The following is an 18,524-nucleotide window of genomic DNA, read 5'->3' on the forward strand; positions in this document are numbered from 1 at the left end:
ATGATGGAAAATTTTAAACATACTTCAGTCCTGCTTGATGAGGCCGTGAATGGTCTCAACATTCGTCAGGATGGCATCTACATTGATGGCACGTTTGGCCGCGGTGGTCACTCTCGCCTGATTCTTTCCCAACTGGGACCAGAAGGGCGCCTGCTGGCAATCGACCGAGATCCTCAAGCGATTGAGGCTGCCAGGGCAATTGATGATCCGCGCTTCTCTATCATTCATGGGCCTTTCTCTGAATTAGCTGAATACGCACGCGAACGCGACTTGCTGGGCAAAATTGACGGCATCCTGTTGGATCTTGGCGTCTCTTCACCGCAACTTGATGATGCAGAACGCGGCTTCTCGTTTATGCGTGATGGCCCGTTGGATATGCGTATGGACCCGACTCGTGGCCAGTCAGCTGCGGAATGGTTGCTCAGTGCTGAAGAAGCAGATATCGCCTGGGTGATTAAAACCTTCGGTGAAGAAAAGTTTGGCAAACGTATTGCGCGTGCCATTATCGAGCGCAACCGCGAACAGCCAATGACACGCACTAAAGAACTTGCGACGGTTGTAGCTGCAGCAATGCCGGTTAAAGACAAATTCAAACACCCGGCCACGCGTACTTTCCAGGCTATTCGTATCTGGATCAACAGCGAACTTGATGAGATCGAAAAGGCACTGAAAGGCTCGATTGAAACGCTCGCAACGGGTGGCCGCCTGTCAATTATCAGTTTCCACTCTCTGGAAGACCGAATTGTTAAGCGCTTTATGCGTGAAAACACCCGTGGACCACAGGTTCCGGCCGGTATCCCAATGACTGAAGCCCAGTTGAATAAGCTTGGTGGCAGATATTTAAAATCAATTGGCAAAATGATGCCAGGCGATGAAGAAGTGGCGGAAAACCCGCGTGCGCGTAGTTCGGTTCTGCGCATCGCTGAAAGGACGAACGCATGATCAGCAGAGTGGCAGAAGCCCTGAATAAAGTTACTGGCCAGTTGAGCAGTGGCGAGCGGCATGCTCTACCAACAGTGATTGGTGGTGATTTGTTGCGTCATGGGAAACTACCGCTGATCTTGTTCACCGCCATTATCGTTACCGCCATTTTTGTTGTGACTACCGCTCACCACACCCGACTGCTCACCGCTCAGCGTGAGCAAATGGTTGTGGAACGTGATGCGCTGGATATCGAATGGCGAAATCTGATTTTGGAAGAAAATGCACTGGGCGATCATAGCCGGGTGGAGCGGGTCGCAACGGAAAAGCTGCAATTGCAGCATGTTGACCCATCGCAGGAAAACATTGTAGTTCAGCAATAAGGAATCGCGTGGCAGATGAGAGCAGCGGCAAAAACGCTTAAACCGAAACGCCAGGAAGAACAGGCCAACTTTGTAAGTTGGCGTTTTGCGTTGCTTTGCGGTTGCATTTTGCTGGCGCTGGTTTTCTTGCTGGGGCGCGTTGCCTGGCTGCAAATCATTGCGCCAGATATGCTGGTTCGCCAGGGAGACATGCGCTCTTTGCGTGTGCAGGAAGTCTCTACTTCTCGTGGCATGATTAGCGATCGCGCTGGTCGCCCATTGGCAGTAAGCGTGCCGGTGAATGCGATTTGGGCCGATCCGAAAGAGCTGCATGATGCAGGTGGTATTACGCTGGATAACCGCTGGAAAGCGCTGGCGGATGCTCTGAAAATCCCTCTTGATCAACTGGCTTCCCGTGTTAACAGCAACCCGAAAGGCCGATTTATTTATCTCGCCCGTCAGGTTAACCCTGATATTGGCGATTACATCAAAAAACTGAAACTTCCCGGTATTCATTTACGCCAGGAATCTCGCCGTTACTACCCTTCAGGCGAAGTAACCGCTCACCTTATTGGCTTCACTAACGTGGATAGCCAGGGTATCGAGGGCGTTGAAAAAAGCTTCGACAAATGGCTGACCGGCCAACCGGGCGAGCGCGTCGTGCGTAAAGACCGTTTCGGGCGCGTCATTGAAGATATTTCTTCAACCGATAGTCAGGCCGCTCATAACCTCGCGTTGAGTATTGATGAGCGCTTACAGGCGTTGGTTTATCGCGAGCTAAACAATGCTGTGGCCTTCAACAAAGCGGAATCGGGCAGTGCGGTGCTGGTTGATGTGAGCACTGGCGAAGTTTTAGCGATGGCAAACAGCCCATCCTATAACCCAAATAATTTAAGTGGAACCCCGAAAGACGTGATGCGTAACCGTACCATTACGGACGTTTTCGAGCCGGGTTCTACAGTGAAACCGATGGTGGTCATGACTGCGCTGCAACGTGGCGTGGTACGTGAAAATACCGTTCTGAATACCGTGCCGTACCGCATTAATGGTCATGAGATCAAAGATGTGGCGCGCTACAGCGAATTGACCCTTACCGGGGTGCTACAGAAGTCGAGTAACGTCGGGGTTTCTAAACTGGCGTTAGCGATGCCCTCCTCAGCGTTGGTAGATACTTACTCACGTTTTGGATTGGGAAAAGCGACCAACTTGGGGCTGGTCGGAGAACGCAGTGGCTTATATCCGCAAAAACAACGGTGGTCTGACATAGAGAGGGCCACCTTCTCTTTCGGCTACGGGCTAATGGTAACCCCGTTACAGTTAGCGCGAGTCTACGCAACGATTGGCAGCTACGGTGTGTATCGCCCACTGTCAATTACGAAGGTTGATCCCCCTGTTCCAGGTGAACGTATCTTCCCTGAACAGTTGGTTCGTACCGTCGTTCATATGATGGAAAGTGTGGCATTGCCTGGTGGTGGTGGCGTTAAAGCGGCCATCAAAGGCTACCGCATTGCAATTAAGACCGGTACGGCGAAAAAAGTCGGGCCGGACGGAAAATACGTCAACAAATACATTGCTTACACCGCGGGCGTAGCGCCAGCAAGTAACCCTCGATTTGCGCTGGTTGTGGTGATTAACGACCCACAAGCAGGGAAGTATTACGGTGGTGCCGTCTCTGCACCTGTGTTCGGTGCCATTATGGGCGGCGTTCTGCGCACCATGAATATCGAACCGGATGCTCTGGCGACAGGTGAAAAAAGTGAATTTGTAATTAATCAAAATGAGGGATCAGGTGGCAGATCGTAATTTGCGCGACCTTCTTGCTCCGTGGGTGCCACAAGCGCCGGAGAGAGCTCTGCGAGAAATGACACTCGATAGCCGCGTGGCGGCATCGGGCGACCTTTTTGTAGCTATAGTCGGTCATCAGGCGGACGGGCGTCGATATATCCCGCAGGCAATAGCGCAAGGTGTAGCCGCTATCGTTGCTGAAGCTGAAGGCGAAGCAGTAGATGGTGAAATCCGTGAAATGCACGGTGTGCCGGTTATTTATCTGAGCCAGTTGCATCAACGACTTTCTGCTTTGGCAGGGCGTTTTTACAACGAACCCTCAAGTGCATTACGCCTGGTTGGCGTGACGGGCACAAATGGCAAAACGACTACCGCTCAGTTGCTAGCACAGTGGAGCCAGTTATTAGGCGAAACCAGTGCCGTTATGGGTACTGTGGGCAACGGTTTACTCGGCAATGTGAAACCGACCGAAAACACCACGGGTTCTGCCGTTGACGTGCAGCACGTACTGGCGACCCTGGCTGATGAAGGGGCGAGCTTTGCAGCGATGGAAGTTTCCTCACACGGGCTGGTTCAGCATCGTGTTTCCGCATTGAAATTCGCTGCCAGCGTGTTCACCAATCTCAGCCGAGATCACCTGGATTACCATGGTGATATGGCAGGCTATGAAGCTGCGAAATGGTTGCTGTTCTCCGAACATGATTACGGCAATGCAATCATTAATGCTGATGATGAAATCGGACGCAATTGGTTAGCGCGCTTGCCTGACGCTGTTGCCGTTACGATGGAAAACAATTTGCAGCCCGGCTGTCGTGGACGGTGGTTGAAAGCAACCAACGTGCATTATCACGATGGCGGAGCAACTATCCAGTTCAGCTCTTCATGGGGCGATGGCGAAATTGAAAGCCGCCTGATGGGCGCGTTTAACGTTAGCAACTTGCTGCTGGCGCTGGCCACTCTGTTAGTGCTGGATTACCCACTCGAAGAACTGCTGAAAACGGCTCCGAGCCTGCAACCGGTTTGCGGTCGCATGGAAGTTTTCGCAGCTCCTGGTAAGCCGACGGTTGTGGTGGATTACGCCCATACGCCGGACGCGCTGGAAAAAGCCCTGCAAGCCGCGCGTTTACATTGTAGCGGCAAGCTGTGGTGCGTGTTCGGTTGCGGCGGCGATCGCGATAAAGGTAAGCGCCCAATTATGGGTGGTATCGCTGAACAGTATGCCGATGTTGTTGTTGTTACCGATGACAACCCTCGCACTGAAGAGCCAAAAGCGATTGTTGCCGATATCCTGGTGGGCATGTTGGATGCAGGCCGCGCGCATGTGGTTTCAGGCCGCGCCGAAGCTGTGACCAACGCGATTATGCAAGCCAAAGAAAACGATGTGGTTCTGGTTGCCGGCAAGGGTCATGAGGATTATCAAATTGTGGGTGTGCGCCGTCTGGACTACTCCGACCGTGTCACTGTCGCCCGTCTGTTGGGGGTTGTGGCATGATCCGCGTTTCCTTGAGCCAACTTGCCACTGTCCTGAAGGGAGAGTTGCATGGTGCTGACGCCGATATCATTGATGTCACTACCGACACGCGCAAATTAACGCCGGGCTGTCTGTTCGTCGCACTGAAAGGTGAGCGTTTTGATGCTCATGACTTTGCGCAAGATGCCGTGAAGGGTGGGGCAGGAGCGTTATTGGTTAGCCGCAAGTTAGCTATCAATGTTCCACAGCTTGTAGTCGCCGATACGCATCAGGCATTTGGCGAACTCGCAGCCTGGGTGCGCCAGCAAGTTCCAACCCGTATTGTCGCGCTGACCGGTTCTTCCGGCAAAACCTCTGTAAAAGAGATGACCGCCGCTATTTTGCGTGAGTGCGGTAACACATTATATACAGCTGGCAATTTGAATAACGATATTGGCGTGCCGATGACGTTGTTACGCATGACGCCAGAACATGAATATGCAGTCATTGAGCTCGGTGCGAATCACCAGGGTGAAATCGCCTGGACTGTGAATCTCACACGCCCGGAAGCTGCATTGGTCAATAACCTGGCAGCTGCACACCTGGAAGGGTTTGGGTCGCTTGCCGGTGTTGCGAAAGCAAAAGGTGAAATCTTCACTGGTTTGCCTGAGAACGGCATCGCTATTCTCAACGCAGATAACAATGATTGGCTGAACTGGCAGGAAGTGATTGGTGAGCGCAAAGTATGGCGTTTTTCACCTAATGCCACAGGTAGTGATTTTACTGCAACCAATGTGCACATCACCGCGCATGGCACCGATTTCACCATCAAAACACCAGCGGGTGATGTTGATGTTACGCTGCCACTTCCTGGTCGCCATAACATTGCTAATGCGCTGGCTGCGGCCTCACTTGCGATGTCGGTGGGGGCTTCTCTGGAAGCAGTTAAAACCGGTCTGGCGGGCCTTAAAGCCGTTCCTGGGCGTCTGTTCCCGATTCAACTTTCTGAAAACCAACTGCTCCTCGACGACAGTTACAACGCCAATGTGGGGTCGATGACCGCTGCAGCACAGGTGCTGTCTGAAATGCCGGGTTATCGCGTGATGGTGGTCGGTGATATGGGTGAGTTGGGTGCAGAGGCTATTGAGTGCCATCGTCAGGTGGGTGAAGCAGCAAAAGCGTCAGGCATCGATTGCGTACTAAGCGTGGGCACACTGAGCGAAACAATCAGTACTGCCTCTGAAGTTGGCGAACATTTTACCGATAAGCCTTCTTTAATTGTGCGCCTGAGGGCGCTACTCGCTGAGCATTCAATGATTACCATTTTAGTGAAGGGTTCACGTAGTGCCGCCATGGAACAGGTAGTACACGCATTACAGGAGAATGGAACATGTTAGTTTGGCTGGCCGAACACTTGGTCAAATATTATTCCGGCTTTAACGTCTTTTCCTATCTGACGTTTCGCGCCATTGTCAGCCTGCTGACTGCTCTGTTCATCTCGTTATGGATGGGGCCGCGTATGATTGCTCGTTTGCAGCAACTCTCCTTCGGCCAGGTTGTGCGTAACGACGGCCCGGAATCTCACTTCAGCAAACGCGGTACACCAACGATGGGCGGGATTATGATCCTCACTTCTATCGTTATCTCCGTGTTGATGTGGGCATATCCATCAAATCCTTATGTCTGGTGTGTGTTGTTCGTGCTGATTGGTTACGGGGTGATTGGCTTTATCGATGACTACCGCAAAGTGGTGCGTAAAGATACTAAAGGTCTGATTGCACGCTGGAAATACTTCTGGATGTCGGTTATCGCGCTGGCTGTAGCTTTCACGATGTACAGCGTAGGAAAAGGAACGCCAGCCACCGAGCTGGTTGTGCCGTTCTTTAAAGACGTAATGCCGCAGCTTGGTCTTTTCTATGTGCTACTGGCGTACTTCGTTATCGTCGGTACTGGCAACGCAGTAAACCTGACAGACGGCCTTGATGGGCTGGCAATTATGCCAACTGTGCTGGTGGCATCAGGTTTTGCGCTGGTTGCCTGGGCGACTGGTAACATTAAGTTTGCTGAATATCTGCATATTCCATACCTGCGCCATGCCGGGGAACTGGTCATCGTCTGTACGGCGATTGTCGGTGCAGGGCTTGGCTTCTTGTGGTTCAACACCTACCCGGCGCAAGTCTTTATGGGTGACGTAGGTTCTCTGGCGCTTGGTGGCGCACTCGGAACTATCGCTGTGTTGCTGCGTCAGGAATTCTTGTTAGTGATTATGGGTGGCGTGTTTGTGGTTGAAACACTGTCGGTCATCTTGCAGGTTGGCTCCTTCAAATTGCGCGGACAGCGTATTTTCCGCATGGCTCCGATTCATCACCACTACGAATTGAAAGGCTGGCCTGAGCCGCGAGTTATTGTGCGCTTCTGGATTATTTCGCTGATGCTGGTCCTGATTGGCCTGGCTACCCTGAAGGTGCGTTAACTATGACTGATTACCAGGGTAAAAATGTCGTCATTATCGGATTGGGCCTCACGGGCCTGTCTTGCGTGGACTTTTTCCTTGCGCGTGGTGTTACGCCACGTGTGATGGACACCCGCATTTCACCGCCGGGTCTGGATAAACTGCCCGAAGCGGTGGAGCGACACACTGGCTCACTCAACGAAGACTGGTTGTTAGCGGCTGACTTGATTGTTGCCAGCCCTGGTATCGCAATTGCCCATCCTGCTTTGAGCCGTGCGGCTGATGCCGGTGTTGAGATTGTGGGTGATATCGAACTCTTTTGCCGTGAAGCACAAGCGCCGATTGTGGCGATTACTGGCTCGAATGGTAAAAGCACCGTCACCACTTTAGTCGGTGAAATGGCTAAAGCGGCTGGTGTGAATGTGGGTGTCGGCGGAAATATCGGCCTACCCGCGTTAATGCTGCTGGAGCCAAATCGTGAGCTTTACGTGCTTGAGTTATCAAGCTTTCAGTTGGAAACCACCTTTAGCCTGAAAGCTGCTGCAGCGACGATTCTTAACGTCACTGAAGACCATATGGACAGGTATCCGTTTGGTTTGCAGCAGTATCGTGCAGCCAAATTACGTGTTTATGAAAACGCCGCTGTTTGTGTAGTCAACGCCGATGATGCGTTGACGATGCCTGTGCGTGGTGCAGATGAACGCTGCATCAGCTTTGGCGTCGACGTAGGTGACTATCATCTCAACCACCAGCAAGGCGATACCTGGCTGCGGGTGAAAGGCGAGAAAATACTGAACACTAAAGAAATGAAAGTGGTTGGTCGTCATAACTACACCAACGCGCTTGCTGCGCTGGCGCTGGCCGATGCGGTGAAACTTCCGCGTTCCAGTAGCCTGAAAGCACTTACAACATTTACCGGCCTTGCTCATCGCTTCCAGCTTGCCTGGGAACGTAACGGCGTGCGCTGGATTAACGATTCGAAGGCAACCAATGTTGGCAGTACTGAAGCGGCGCTAAATGGCTTGAAAGTTGAGGGTACGCTACATCTGTTGTTAGGTGGCGACGGCAAATCTGCTGATTTCTCTGCACTTGCTCAATATCTGCAGGGCTCTGCAATTCGTCTTTACTGTTTTGGCCGCGATGGTGCTGAACTTGCTGCATTGCGTCCGGATGTTGCTGAGCAAACTGAAACGATGGAAGAGGCGATGAAATTAATCGCTTCTCGTATCAAGGCAGGTGATATGGTTCTGCTTTCCCCTGCTTGTGCAAGCCTCGATCAGTTCAAAAACTTTGAGCAACGTGGTGACCAATTCACCTTACTTGCGAAGGAGCTTGGCTGATGCGCTTATCTCTCCCTCGCCTGCGTATGCCTCGCGTGCCTGGATTTGCCATCCTGGCCTGGCTGGGGTCGGCGCTTAAAGGCTGGGTGATGGGCACCAAGGAAGCAGATTCCAATAACATCGTGATGTATGACCGCACGTTGTTATGGCTGACCTTCGGGTTAGCAGCTGTCGGTTTCATTATGGTGACATCTGCATCTATGCCAGTAGGGCAGCGCCTGGCCAATGATCCCTTCCTGTTTGCGAAACGCGACGGGTTATACATCATTCTGGCGTTTGCTCTGGCAATGGTGACACTGCGCCTGCCGATGGATTTCTGGCAGCGTCACAGTACCGCAATGCTGTTGCTCTCTATCGCTATGCTTTTGATTGTACTGGTTGTCGGTAGCTCGGTTAACGGTGCATCACGTTGGATTGCTTTCGGCCCGTTGCGTATTCAGCCAGCTGAATTCACTAAACTGTCGTTGTTCTGTTATCTCGCCAACTATCTGGTTCGTAAGGTTGATGAGGTGCGTAATAACCTGCGCGGCTTCCTCAAGCCGATGGGCGTTATTCTGGTATTAGCCGTGCTACTGCTGGCGCAGCCTGACCTTGGTACGGTGGTTGTGCTGTTTGTTACCACGCTTGCGATGCTGTTCCTTGCGGGAGCCAAACTCTGGCAGTTCCTGGCCATTATCGGTATGGGTATCTCAGCCGTTATTCTGCTGATCCTGGCTGAACCGTATCGTATCCGCCGCGTAACGTCATTCTGGAACCCATGGGATGACCCGTTTGGTAGTGGTTACCAGCTAACACAGTCTCTGATGGCATTTGGACGCGGCGAATTGTGGGGGCAGGGTTTAGGTAACTCAGTTCAAAAACTCGAGTATTTACCAGAAGCACATACCGACTTCATCTTCTCGATTATCGCTGAAGAGCTGGGATATATCGGTGTGGTACTGGCTTTATTGATGGTATTCTTCGTGGCTTTTCGTGCGATGTCCATCGGCAAACGTGCATTAGAAATGGACCAGCGTTTTGCGGGCTTCTTAGGTTGCTCAATTGGAGTCTGGTTTAGTTTCCAGGCACTGGTAAACGTGGGTGCAGCAGCGGGTATGCTGCCAACGAAAGGCCTGACATTACCACTGATCAGTTACGGTGGTTCGAGTCTATTAATTATGTCTACAGCAATCATGATGTTGCTGCGTATCGATCATGAAACACGTCTGGCCAAAGCGCAGGCGTTTACGAAGGGTGTGCGATGAGTAATCAAACCCGGCGGTTAATGGTGATGGCAGGCGGGACCGGCGGGCATGTGTTCCCGGGTCTTGCAGTTGCTCATCACTTGATGGCTCAGGGCTGGCAAGTACGCTGGCTCGGAACCCCCGATCGTATGGAAGCTGACTTAGTTCCGAAGCATGGAATTGAGATCGATTTTATTCGTATTTCTGGCTTGCGTGGCAAAGGCCTGAAAGCAATGTTGCTGGCGCCGGTTCGTATTTTCAATGCCTGGCGCCAAGCGCGGGCCATCATGAAGGCCTATCGTCCGGATGTGGTTCTGGGCATGGGCGGTTATGTGTCTGGTCCAGGTGGTCTGGCGGCATGGTCTCTGGGTATTCCGGTGGTGTTGCATGAGCAAAACGGTATTGCCGGGTTGACCAACAAATGGCTGTCCAGGATCGCTAAAAAAGTGATGCAGGCATTTCCGGGCGCATTCCCAAATGCTGACGTAGTGGGCAACCCGGTACGTACGGATGTGCTGGCTTTACCATTGCCACAAGAACGTTTTTCCGGGCGCGAAGGCCCTGTGCGGGTATTAGTTGTTGGTGGTTCTCAGGGCGCACGTGTGCTGAACCAGACCATCCCGCAGGTTGCAGGTCGCCTGGGCGATGCCATCACCATTTGGCACCAGAGTGGCAAAGGTGGCGAAGAGTTTGTTAAGCAAGGTTATGCCGACGCAGGACAGCCTCAGCATAAAGTAACCGAATTTATTGATGATATGGCCGCCGCTTACGCGTGGGCCGATGTCGTGGTCTGTCGCTCCGGTGCATTAACCGTTAGTGAAGTCGCGGCCGCAGGGTTACCTGCACTGTTTGTTCCCTTCCAGCACAAAGACCGGCAGCAATACTGGAATGCGCTGCCGTTGGAAAAAGCTGGAGCGGCAAAAATACTGGAGCAACCGCAGTTTACCGTGGATGCCGTTACCCAAACTCTCGCCGGGTGGGACAGAGCAACGTTATTGGCAATGGCCGAGCGTGCGCGTGCTGTATCCATTCCTGATGCCACAGAGCGGGTAGCAAAAGAAGTGAGCGCCGCAGCACTGGCGTAATCATTGTGGGTGGCTATGTTGCCCATGAATATTTGAAGTAATGGCGTTTGACGCTGCAGGTTAGAGAATGAATACACAACAACTGGCGAAACTGCGTTCTATCGTGCCCGAGATGCGTCGCGTCCGGCACATTCACTTTGTTGGCATCGGCGGCGCTGGTATGGGCGGTATTGCCGAAGTTTTAGCTAACGAAGGTTACCAGATTAGTGGGTCTGATCTGGCTCCGAACCCGGTCACTCAGCAGTTGTCGGCGCTGGGCGCCACGATTTATTTCAACCATCGCCCGGAAAACGTGCTTGATGCGAGCGTTGTGGTGGTTTCCACAGCTATCTCTATGGATAACCCGGAAATTGTTGCAGCTCATGAAGCACGTATTCCCGTTATTCGTCGTGCCGAAATGCTGGCCGAGCTGATGCGTTTCCGCCATGGCATCGCGATTGCCGGTACGCACGGTAAAACGACCACTACGGCGATGATTTCTAGTATTTATGCAGAAGCAGGCCTCGATCCTACTTTTGTGAATGGCGGCCTGGTTAAAGCGGCAGGAACACATGCGCGTTTAGGTCACAGCCGTTACCTGATTGCAGAAGCAGATGAGAGTGATGCGTCATTCCTACACCTGCAACCAATGGTTTCTGTGGTCACGAATATCGAAGCTGACCACATGGACACTTACCAGGGTGACTTCGAGAACTTAAAGCAGACGTTTATTAACTTCCTGCACAACTTACCGTTCTACGGCTTAGCTGTAATGTGTGTCGATGATCCGGTGATCCGCGAGTTGTTGCCGCGCGTAGGTCGCAAAATCACTACATACGGTTTTAGCGAAGATGCGGATGTGCGCATTGAAAGTTATCTGCAGAAAGGGGCTCAGGGCCACTTCACTATTTCGCGTCAGGATAAACCTGCGTTGCACGTTACCCTGAATGCACCTGGCCGCCACAATGCATTAAATGCGGCTGCTGCGGTGTCTGTTGCCACAGAAGAAGGTATTGATGATGCCGATATTCTGCGTGCCCTGGAAAGCTTCCAGGGGACAGGCCGCCGCTTTGATTTCCTCGGTGAGTATCCACTCGCGCAAGTGAATGGCAAAGAAGGTACTGCAATGCTGGTGGATGACTACGGTCACCATCCGACAGAGGTCGATGCAACCATTAAGGCGGCGCGCGCGGGCTGGCCGGATAAAAACCTGGTCATGATTTTCCAGCCACACCGTTTCACTCGTACCCGTGATTTGTACGATGACTTTGCTAACGTATTGTCGCAAGTGGATTCATTGCTGATGCTGGACGTTTATTCTGCTGGCGAAGCTGCAATTCCCGGTGCTGATAGTCGTTCACTTTGCCGCACCATTCGTGGCCGCGGAAAAGTGGACCCGATTCTGGTGCCTGATGCCAGTCAGATCGCTGACGTTTTAGCACCCGTTTTGTCGGGAAATGACTTGATCCTGGTGCAAGGTGCGGGAAATGTTGGAAAAGTTGCCAGAAACCTGGCTGAATTCAAATTGCAGCCCCACACTAAGGAAGGAGACCAACATGGCTGATAAAATCGCTGTCCTGCTGGGCGGTACTTCCGCTGAACGTGAGGTGTCATTGCAATCAGGAGCTGCAGTGCTTGCAGGTCTTCGAGAAGCAGGAATTGATGCACACGAAGTCGATCCTAAAAACACGCCAGTGACCGAGCTAAAAGCGCTGGGTTTTGACAAAGTTTTTATTGCCTTACATGGTCGTGGCGGGGAAGACGGAACGCTGCAAGGATTGCTGGAATTCTTAAAGTTGCCGTACACCGGTAGCAGCGTGATGGCTTCTGCTGTCACTATGGATAAATTGCGTACCAAATTGCTGTGGAAAGGTGCAGATTTACCGGTTGCTCCGTGGGTTGCGTTAACTCGTCGTGATGTTGAAGCGGGCATTAGTGCAACTACAGTTGAACGCATCGCAAGCTTAGGGCTGCCTGTCATCGTTAAGCCAAGCCGTGAAGGCTCAAGCGTTGGTATGTCTAAGGTTGATAACGTTGCAGCACTGCCTGCAGCGCTTGAATTAGCCTTCGAACATGACGAAGAAGTGCTCATTGAGAAATGGTTAAGTGGCCCTGAGTACACGGTTGCGATTCTTGGCGAAGAAATATTACCGTCAATTCGTATCCAACCCGCTGGAATTTTCTATGATTATGAGGCGAAGTATCTCTCTGATGAGACACAATATTTCTGCCCGAGCGGTTTAATTGAGCAGCGCGAACAAGAATTGCAGGCTTTAGTGCTGCAAGCCTGGCAAGTTTTGGGCTGCAGTGGCTGGGGGCGCGTAGACGTCATGCTAGATAGCGACGGTCAGTTTTATCTGCTTGAGGTTAACACCTCTCCGGGTATGACCAGCCATAGTCTTGTGCCAATGGCAGCACGTCAGGCAGGTATGACGTTCTCTCAACTGGTAGTGCGTATTCTGGAGTTGGCAGACTGATATGTCGCAAGCAGCTCTGAATACGCGTAATCGCCAGGAAGAAGAAGAAACCAGTTCTCGTCGCAGTAATGGTGGGCGACTGGCCGGGATAATTTTCCTGAGCGCAGTACTGTTTACGGTATTTATCGGCGGCTGGATTGTGGTCGGCTGGATGGAAGATGCTCAGCGCCTGCCGCTATCGAAGTTGGTGGTTACTGGTGAACGGCATTACACCCGTAACGATGATATTCGTCAGTCAATTCTGGCACTTGGGCCCCCTGGCACCTTTATGACCCAGGATGTGAATATCATCCAGCAGCAAATTGAACGCTTGCCATGGATTAAGCAGGCGAGTGTAAGAAAGCAGTGGCCCGACGAATTGAAGATTCATCTGGTTGAATATGTGCCCATCGCGCGCTGGAATGATCAGCATATGATTGATGCGCAAGGAAATTCGTTTAGTGTTCCTGCAGAACGTTCTGCAAAGCAGACTTTACCTATGTTATCCGGGCCAGAAGGCAGTGAAGGTGAAGTGTTGGAAGGCTTCCGCGACATGGGCGCAGTGCTGGCAAAGGATAAATTTACGTTGAAAGAAGCGGCGATGACCGCTCGTCGTTCCTGGCAATTGACGTTGAATAATGGCATTAAGCTCAACTTGGGCCGGGGCGATACGATGAAACGCTTGAGTCGCTTTGTGGAACTTTACCCTGTTCTGCAGCAGCAAGAGCAAGCCGACAACAAAAGGATTAGTTATGTCGACTTGCGTTATGACTCAGGCGCGGCAGTAGGCTGGCAGCCTGCTCCCGTAACAGAACAACCTAATCCTAATCAGCAACAGAATCAGGCACAGGCAGAATAACAATGATCAAGGCGACGGACAGAAAACTGGTAGTAGGACTGGAGATCGGTACCGCAAAGGTTGCCGCTTTAGTAGGGGAAGTTCTGCCTGACGGTATGGTCAATATTATTGGCGTGGGCAGTTGCCCATCGCGTGGTATGGACAAAGGTGGCGTAAACGATCTTGAGTCAGTCGTTAAATGCGTTCAACGTGCGATAGACCAAGCCGAGTTGATGGCTGATTGCCAGATATCTTCGGTCTACCTTGCGCTGTCAGGTAAGCATATTAGCTGTCAAAACGAGATTGGTATGGTGCCAATCTCTGAAGAAGAAGTGACGCAGGAAGACGTTGAGAACGTTGTTCACACCGCAAAGTCGGTGCGTGTACGTGACGAACATCGTGTTTTGCATGTAATCCCGCAAGAATACGCGATTGACTACCAGGAAGGCATCAAAAATCCTGTAGGTTTATCGGGTGTACGTATGCAGGCTAAAGTGCACTTGATTACTTGCCACAACGATATGGCTAAAAACATCGTCAAAGCTGTTGAACGATGTGGCCTCAAAGTTGACCAACTAATTTTTGCAGGTCTTGCAGCGAGCTATGCAGTATTGACCGAAGATGAACGTGAATTAGGGGTCTGCGTAGTCGATGTCGGTGGTGGTACTATGGACATCGCGGTTTACACTGGCGGCGCATTACGCCACACCAAAGTTATCCCTTATGCCGGGAATGTGGTGACCAGTGATATCGCATATGCTTTCGGCACTCCACCGAGTGATGCTGAAGCCATTAAAGTGCGCCATGGCTGCGCGCTGGGTTCGATAGTAGGTAAAGACGAAAACGTTGAAGTGCCAAGCGTAGGTGGACGTCCACCGCGTAGCCTACAACGCCAGACGCTCGCAGAAGTTATCGAGCCTCGTTATACCGAATTATTGAACCTGGTAAACGAAGAGATTTTGCAGTTACAAGAACAACTTCGCCAGCAAGGTGTGAAGCACCACCTGGCCGCTGGGATTGTTCTGACAGGTGGTGCCGCGCAAATCGAAGGGCTGGCTGCCTGTGCACAACGGGTGTTCCATACGCAAGTACGTATCGGGCAACCGCTTAATATTACAGGCCTGACTGATTATGCCCAGGAGTCTTATTACTCCACAGCAGTCGGCTTGCTGCACTACGGGAAAGAAACACATCTCAGTGGTGAAGCAGAAGTGGAAAAACGAACCTCTGTCGGCTCATGGATTAAACGAATCAACAGCTGGCTGAGAAAAGAGTTTTAAATTTTATAAGAGACCAGACAAAATTAGCGGTCTCAGGCGACAGGCACAAAACGGAGAGAAACTATGTTTGAACCTATGGAACTGACCAACGACGCGGTGATTAAAGTCATCGGCGTCGGTGGTGGCGGCGGTAATGCCGTTGAACACATGGTGCGTGAACGCATCGAAGGTGTTGAATTCTTTGCAGTGAATACTGATGCTCAAGCGTTACGTAAAACTGCTGTAGGCCAGACTATCCAGATTGGTAATGGTATTACCAAAGGTCTGGGAGCTGGAGCGAATCCTGAAGTGGGTCGTACCGCTGCGGAAGAAGACCGTGACGCGTTACGTGCGGCCCTTGAAGGCGCAGACATGGTATTTATCGCTGCAGGTATGGGCGGTGGTACAGGTACAGGTGCTGCACCTGTAGTTGCAGAGGTTGCTAAAGATCTGGGCATTCTGACCGTTGCTGTTGTGACTAAGCCATTCAATTTCGAAGGCAAGAAGCGCATGGCATTCGCGGAGCAGGGTATTGCTGAGCTCTCTAAGCACGTCGACTCCTTGATCACCATCCCTAACGACAAATTGTTGAAAGTGCTGGGCCGTGGTATTTCTTTGCTTGACGCTTTTGGCGCAGCAAACGATGTGCTCAAAGGCGCAGTGCAGGGTATCGCAGAACTGATTACTCGTCCGGGCCTGATGAACGTCGACTTTGCTGACGTGCGCACCGTAATGTCCGAAATGGGTTATGCCATGATGGGCTCTGGTGTTGCAAGTGGCGAAGACCGTGCTGAAGAAGCGGCAGAAATGGCGATTTCCAGCCCACTGTTGGAAGACATCGATCTGTCCGGCGCTCGTGGCGTTCTGGTCAACATCACCGCTGGCTTCGACCTGCGTCTGGATGAGTTCGAAACTGTGGGTAACACCATTCGTGCGTTCGCATCTGATAACGCGACTGTGGTTATCGGTACTTCTCTGGATCCAGAGATGAACGACGAACTGCGTGTAACTGTTGTTGCAACCGGTATTGGCATGGACAAACGTCCAGAAATTACCCTGGTTACTAACAAGCAGACTCAGCAGCCAGTTATGGATCGCTACCAACAACACGGTATGGCTCCGCTTCAGCAAGAGCAGAAACCTGTTGCCAAGGTAGTTAATGACAATACGCCACAAACGACGAAAGAGCCTGATTATCTGGATATTCCAGCGTTTTTGCGCAAGCAAGCTGATTAAGAATAAACCGGAATTTGGGGAACTGCGCTCTTTGTGCTAAACTGGCCCACCGATTGTGATATACACTTCGGTTGGATAGTTAATTTGGCGAGATTATACGATGATCAAACAAAGGACTCTTAAACGTATCGTTCAGGCGACTGGTGTCGGTTTACATACCGGCAAGAAAGTCATGCTGACGTTACGCCCTGCGCCGGCAAATACCGGGGTCATCTATCGTCGCACTGACTTGAATCCTCCGGTAGATTTTCCGGCAGATGCCAAATCTGTGCGTGATACCATGCTCTGTACTTGCCTGGTGAACGAGCACGATGTGCGGATTTCTACCGTTGAGCATTTGAATGCCGCCCTTGCGGGATTAGGTATTGATAACATCATTATTGAAGTCAATGCCCCTGAAATCCCAATTATGGACGGTAGTGCAGCGCCATTCGTCTACCTGCTGCTTGATGCCGGGATTGACGAATTAAACTGTGCGAAGAAATTTGTACGCGTTAAAGAAACAGTGCGCGTTGAAGACGGCGACAAATGGGCTGAATTCAAGCCGTATAATGGTTTCTCGTTGGATTTTACCATCGACTTTAACCATCCGGCGATTGATGCCAGCACCCAACGCTACAGCATGAACTTCTCTGCTGACGCGTTTATGCGCCAGATTAGTCGTGCTCGTACCTTCGGTTTCATGCGTGATATCGAATATCTGCAGTCCCGTGGTTTGTGCCTGGGCGGTAGCTTCGATTGTGCCATCGTTGTTGACGATTATCGCGTACTGAACGAAGACGGCTTGCGTTTTGAAGATGAATTCGTTCGTCACAAAATGCTCGATGCAATTGGTGACTTGTTCATGTGCGGCCACAACATTATCGGCGCGTTTACCGCCTATAAATCTGGTCATGCGCTGAATAACAAATTGCTTCAAGCGGTTCTGGCGAAGCAGGAAGCCTGGGAATGGGCAACCTTCGAAGACGATGCTGAGCTCCCGCTAGCGTTCAAAGCACCAAAAATGGTTCTGGCATAACACCAGAATTATTTATTGCGACTGGTTTCATTGGTACTCTCTCCGGCCAATGATGCCAGTCGTTCTATTATTGCCTTCAGTTTCTCAGGGCTACGTTCAGCCACCATTCTTAATGCCTCTGCACTTTGCTGACTCAGAACTCTGTTAACCCCTTCAGTTTTCCCCTTCACTGTTTGAATGCTGTTTTCTTGTACTGATTCTTGCCCAATTGCAGCCAGTGATGGATTAATCCTGATGTCGATTGATGTCAATGATGGTAATATTTGTGCACGTAATGCACTCAGTAGCGTGGCTTGTTCATAGCGTAAACGCATCAACCAGCTAGCATTTGCAGTTTCAAGTACGAGAATGCCTTGTCGGAAATTTGCTACCCGGCACCAGGGATGTAGTTGAGCGGGTAATATCCCTTTCACAGCCCTGTTGAGCCTAAGTAGTGCAGTTGCGCGTTGTTGCACGTTTTGCAACACGCTTTCGGCTCCAGCATCATCGAACAAATGATCTAAAGATTGTGGGCGACTATCACGCATACATAATGCTCCGGCGGATAAAGTGATTGGTATTCTAAATTGTTGGCGACAGTTTGGCAGACGTTATTTCTGGCCGCATCTCTTATTAGGGATGGTCGCGGCGAGTTTTGGTATGCCTGCGCTCAGCCAAAATACCGAGCCAACAGCCCCTGCTGAAACATCCACCAGTAGCCACGATTACCTCAACAAGGTCAGCTTCAATAGTCTGGCATTATTGCAGGAAAGTACCCGCCGACCATCATTTAGTGTCGATTACTGGCATCAGCATGCAATTCGAACTGTAATTCGTCACCTTTCTTTTGCAATGGCACCGCAAACGCAGCCAGCAGCACAAGAGAGTTTGCCACTTCAGGCACATAAACTCGCTTTACTGGACACGCTCAGTGCGCTGCTCACTCAGGAAAGCAAACCCCCAGTTATTGTGCGCCACACTGCACTTTGGCAATCCCCAGCTGTCGAGACTTTTAGTCTTGCCATTTGGATAAGCCAGGTACAGGGTATCCGCGCTGGCCCACAACGCCTCAGCTAACTCCATTTCCTTTAATTATAACGTTATTTTTAGCTCTGCCCTGACGGTAGGCGTTTGAGAATTA

At 51.3% G+C, this 18,524-nt stretch carries 17 protein-coding genes; 16 read left to right on the forward strand and 1 reads right to left on the reverse strand.

Annotation, left to right across the window (positions count from 1 at the left end):
* The 15 genes from rsmH (at position 1) to lpxC (ending at position 17,404) form a co-directional block, all read left to right on the forward strand.
* Positions 1 to 942, forward strand: coding sequence for a 16S rRNA (cytosine(1402)-N(4))-methyltransferase RsmH (gene rsmH, locus LVQ79_RS20270; protein ID WP_064516175.1), 942 nt, complete (start codon positions 1 to 3; stop codon positions 940 to 942).
* A complete protein-coding gene (gene ftsL, locus LVQ79_RS20275) occupies positions 939 to 1,304 on the forward strand; it encodes a cell division protein FtsL (RefSeq protein WP_134187112.1) in 366 nt (121 codons plus the stop codon). The genes rsmH and ftsL overlap by 4 nt, the downstream gene beginning before the upstream one ends.
* A 15-nt stretch (positions 1,305 to 1,319) precedes the next feature.
* Complete coding sequence (locus LVQ79_RS20280; protein ID WP_064516179.1) at positions 1,320 to 3,086, forward strand: peptidoglycan glycosyltransferase FtsI; 1,767 nt, start codon at positions 1,320 to 1,322, stop codon at positions 3,084 to 3,086.
* Entirely contained in the window at positions 3,073 to 4,560 is a 1,488-nt protein-coding gene (gene murE, locus LVQ79_RS20285; protein ID WP_232866372.1) for a UDP-N-acetylmuramoyl-L-alanyl-D-glutamate--2,6-diaminopimelate ligase, read from the forward strand. Before LVQ79_RS20280 ends, murE begins: the two co-directional genes overlap by 14 nt.
* Entirely contained in the window at positions 4,557 to 5,915 is a 1,359-nt protein-coding gene (murF, locus tag LVQ79_RS20290) for a UDP-N-acetylmuramoyl-tripeptide--D-alanyl-D-alanine ligase (protein WP_232866374.1), read from the forward strand. The genes murE and murF overlap by 4 nt, the downstream gene beginning before the upstream one ends.
* Positions 5,909 to 6,991 (forward strand): phospho-N-acetylmuramoyl-pentapeptide-transferase, encoded by a 1,083-nt coding sequence (gene mraY / locus LVQ79_RS20295; RefSeq protein ID WP_034460947.1) that lies wholly within the window; start codon positions 5,909 to 5,911, stop codon positions 6,989 to 6,991. Before murF ends, mraY begins: the two co-directional genes overlap by 7 nt.
* A 2-nt stretch (positions 6,992 to 6,993) precedes the next feature.
* Complete coding sequence (gene murD, locus LVQ79_RS20300; protein WP_232866377.1) at positions 6,994 to 8,310, forward strand: UDP-N-acetylmuramoyl-L-alanine--D-glutamate ligase; 1,317 nt, start codon at positions 6,994 to 6,996, stop codon at positions 8,308 to 8,310.
* Positions 8,310 to 9,554 carry a cell division protein FtsW gene (ftsW, locus tag LVQ79_RS20305; protein WP_154151501.1) on the forward strand — a complete coding sequence of 415 codons (1,245 nt, stop codon included), beginning with the start codon at positions 8,310 to 8,312 and terminating at the stop codon, positions 9,552 to 9,554. The genes murD and ftsW overlap by 1 nt, the downstream gene beginning before the upstream one ends.
* Positions 9,551 to 10,618 (forward strand): undecaprenyldiphospho-muramoylpentapeptide beta-N-acetylglucosaminyltransferase, encoded by a 1,068-nt coding sequence (murG, locus tag LVQ79_RS20310; RefSeq protein ID WP_232866379.1) that lies wholly within the window; start codon positions 9,551 to 9,553, stop codon positions 10,616 to 10,618. Before ftsW ends, murG begins: the two co-directional genes overlap by 4 nt.
* 67 nt (positions 10,619 to 10,685) lie before the next feature.
* Positions 10,686 to 12,161 carry a UDP-N-acetylmuramate--L-alanine ligase gene (gene murC / locus LVQ79_RS20315; RefSeq protein WP_232866381.1) on the forward strand — a complete coding sequence of 492 codons (1,476 nt, stop codon included), beginning with the start codon at positions 10,686 to 10,688 and terminating at the stop codon, positions 12,159 to 12,161.
* Positions 12,154 to 13,074 (forward strand): D-alanine--D-alanine ligase, encoded by a 921-nt coding sequence (locus LVQ79_RS20320; RefSeq protein WP_232866382.1) that lies wholly within the window; start codon positions 12,154 to 12,156, stop codon positions 13,072 to 13,074. Before murC ends, LVQ79_RS20320 begins: the two co-directional genes overlap by 8 nt.
* 1 nt (position 13,075) lies before the next feature.
* Positions 13,076 to 13,912 (forward strand): cell division protein FtsQ, encoded by an 837-nt coding sequence (ftsQ, locus tag LVQ79_RS20325; protein WP_151994952.1) that lies wholly within the window; start codon positions 13,076 to 13,078, stop codon positions 13,910 to 13,912.
* A 2-nt stretch (positions 13,913 to 13,914) separates the two neighbouring features.
* Positions 13,915 to 15,171 carry a cell division protein FtsA gene (gene ftsA, locus LVQ79_RS20330; protein ID WP_034460940.1) on the forward strand — a complete coding sequence of 419 codons (1,257 nt, stop codon included), beginning with the start codon at positions 13,915 to 13,917 and terminating at the stop codon, positions 15,169 to 15,171.
* Between the two features lie 63 nt (positions 15,172 to 15,234).
* Complete coding sequence (gene ftsZ / locus LVQ79_RS20335) at positions 15,235 to 16,386, forward strand: cell division protein FtsZ (protein ID WP_064539921.1); 1,152 nt, start codon at positions 15,235 to 15,237, stop codon at positions 16,384 to 16,386.
* Positions 16,387 to 16,486: 100 nt separating this feature from the next.
* Positions 16,487 to 17,404 (forward strand): UDP-3-O-acyl-N-acetylglucosamine deacetylase, encoded by a 918-nt coding sequence (gene lpxC / locus LVQ79_RS20340; RefSeq protein ID WP_034460936.1) that lies wholly within the window; start codon positions 16,487 to 16,489, stop codon positions 17,402 to 17,404.
* An 8-nt stretch (positions 17,405 to 17,412) separates the two neighbouring features.
* Here lpxC and LVQ79_RS20345 read toward each other — a convergent pair whose 3' ends face one another.
* Positions 17,413 to 17,931, reverse strand: coding sequence for a DUF721 domain-containing protein (locus LVQ79_RS20345; RefSeq protein WP_034460935.1), 519 nt, complete (start codon positions 17,929 to 17,931; stop codon positions 17,413 to 17,415).
* Positions 17,932 to 17,953: 22 nt separating this feature from the next.
* Between LVQ79_RS20345 and secM the strand changes: the two genes are divergently transcribed.
* The gene (gene secM, locus LVQ79_RS20350) at positions 17,954 to 18,460 is read left to right on the forward strand and encodes a secA translation cis-regulator SecM (protein WP_232866384.1); all 507 of its coding nucleotides are present in this window, start codon (positions 17,954 to 17,956) and stop codon (positions 18,458 to 18,460) included.
* Positions 18,461 to 18,524: the final 64 nt, after the last annotated feature.

Source organism: Buttiauxella cochleicola, from assembly GCF_021282405.1.
In the GTDB taxonomy this organism is placed as follows: Bacteria; Pseudomonadota; Gammaproteobacteria; order Enterobacterales; family Enterobacteriaceae; genus Buttiauxella; species Buttiauxella massiliensis.

Excerpts from the sequence above, each read along its gene's own strand:
- LVQ79_RS20320 (WP_232866382.1), top strand. The coding sequence starts at position 12,154 with ATGGCTGATAAAATCGCTGTCCTGCTGGGCGGTACTTCCGCTGAACGT.
- lpxC (WP_034460936.1), top strand. The coding sequence starts at position 16,487 with ATGATCAAACAAAGGACTCTTAAACGTATCGTTCAGGCGACTGGTGTC.
- ftsW (WP_154151501.1), top strand. The coding sequence starts at position 8,310 with ATGCGCTTATCTCTCCCTCGCCTGCGTATGCCTCGCGTGCCTGGATTT.
- ftsQ (WP_151994952.1), top strand. The coding sequence starts at position 13,076 with ATGTCGCAAGCAGCTCTGAATACGCGTAATCGCCAGGAAGAAGAAGAA.
- rsmH (WP_064516175.1), top strand. The coding sequence starts at position 1 with ATGATGGAAAATTTTAAACATACTTCAGTCCTGCTTGATGAGGCCGTG.
- LVQ79_RS20280 (WP_064516179.1), top strand. The coding sequence starts at position 1,320 with ATGAGAGCAGCGGCAAAAACGCTTAAACCGAAACGCCAGGAAGAACAG.
- murG (WP_232866379.1), top strand. The coding sequence starts at position 9,551 with ATGAGTAATCAAACCCGGCGGTTAATGGTGATGGCAGGCGGGACCGGC.
- ftsZ (WP_064539921.1), top strand. The coding sequence starts at position 15,235 with ATGTTTGAACCTATGGAACTGACCAACGACGCGGTGATTAAAGTCATC.
- mraY (WP_034460947.1), top strand. The coding sequence starts at position 5,909 with ATGTTAGTTTGGCTGGCCGAACACTTGGTCAAATATTATTCCGGCTTT.
- ftsA (WP_034460940.1), top strand. The coding sequence starts at position 13,915 with ATGATCAAGGCGACGGACAGAAAACTGGTAGTAGGACTGGAGATCGGT.
- murF (WP_232866374.1), top strand. The coding sequence starts at position 4,557 with ATGATCCGCGTTTCCTTGAGCCAACTTGCCACTGTCCTGAAGGGAGAG.
- LVQ79_RS20345 (WP_034460935.1), bottom strand. The coding sequence starts at position 17,931 with ATGCGTGATAGTCGCCCACAATCTTTAGATCATTTGTTCGATGATGCT.
- murC (WP_232866381.1), top strand. The coding sequence starts at position 10,686 with ATGAATACACAACAACTGGCGAAACTGCGTTCTATCGTGCCCGAGATG.
- ftsL (WP_134187112.1), top strand. The coding sequence starts at position 939 with ATGATCAGCAGAGTGGCAGAAGCCCTGAATAAAGTTACTGGCCAGTTG.
- murD (WP_232866377.1), top strand. The coding sequence starts at position 6,994 with ATGACTGATTACCAGGGTAAAAATGTCGTCATTATCGGATTGGGCCTC.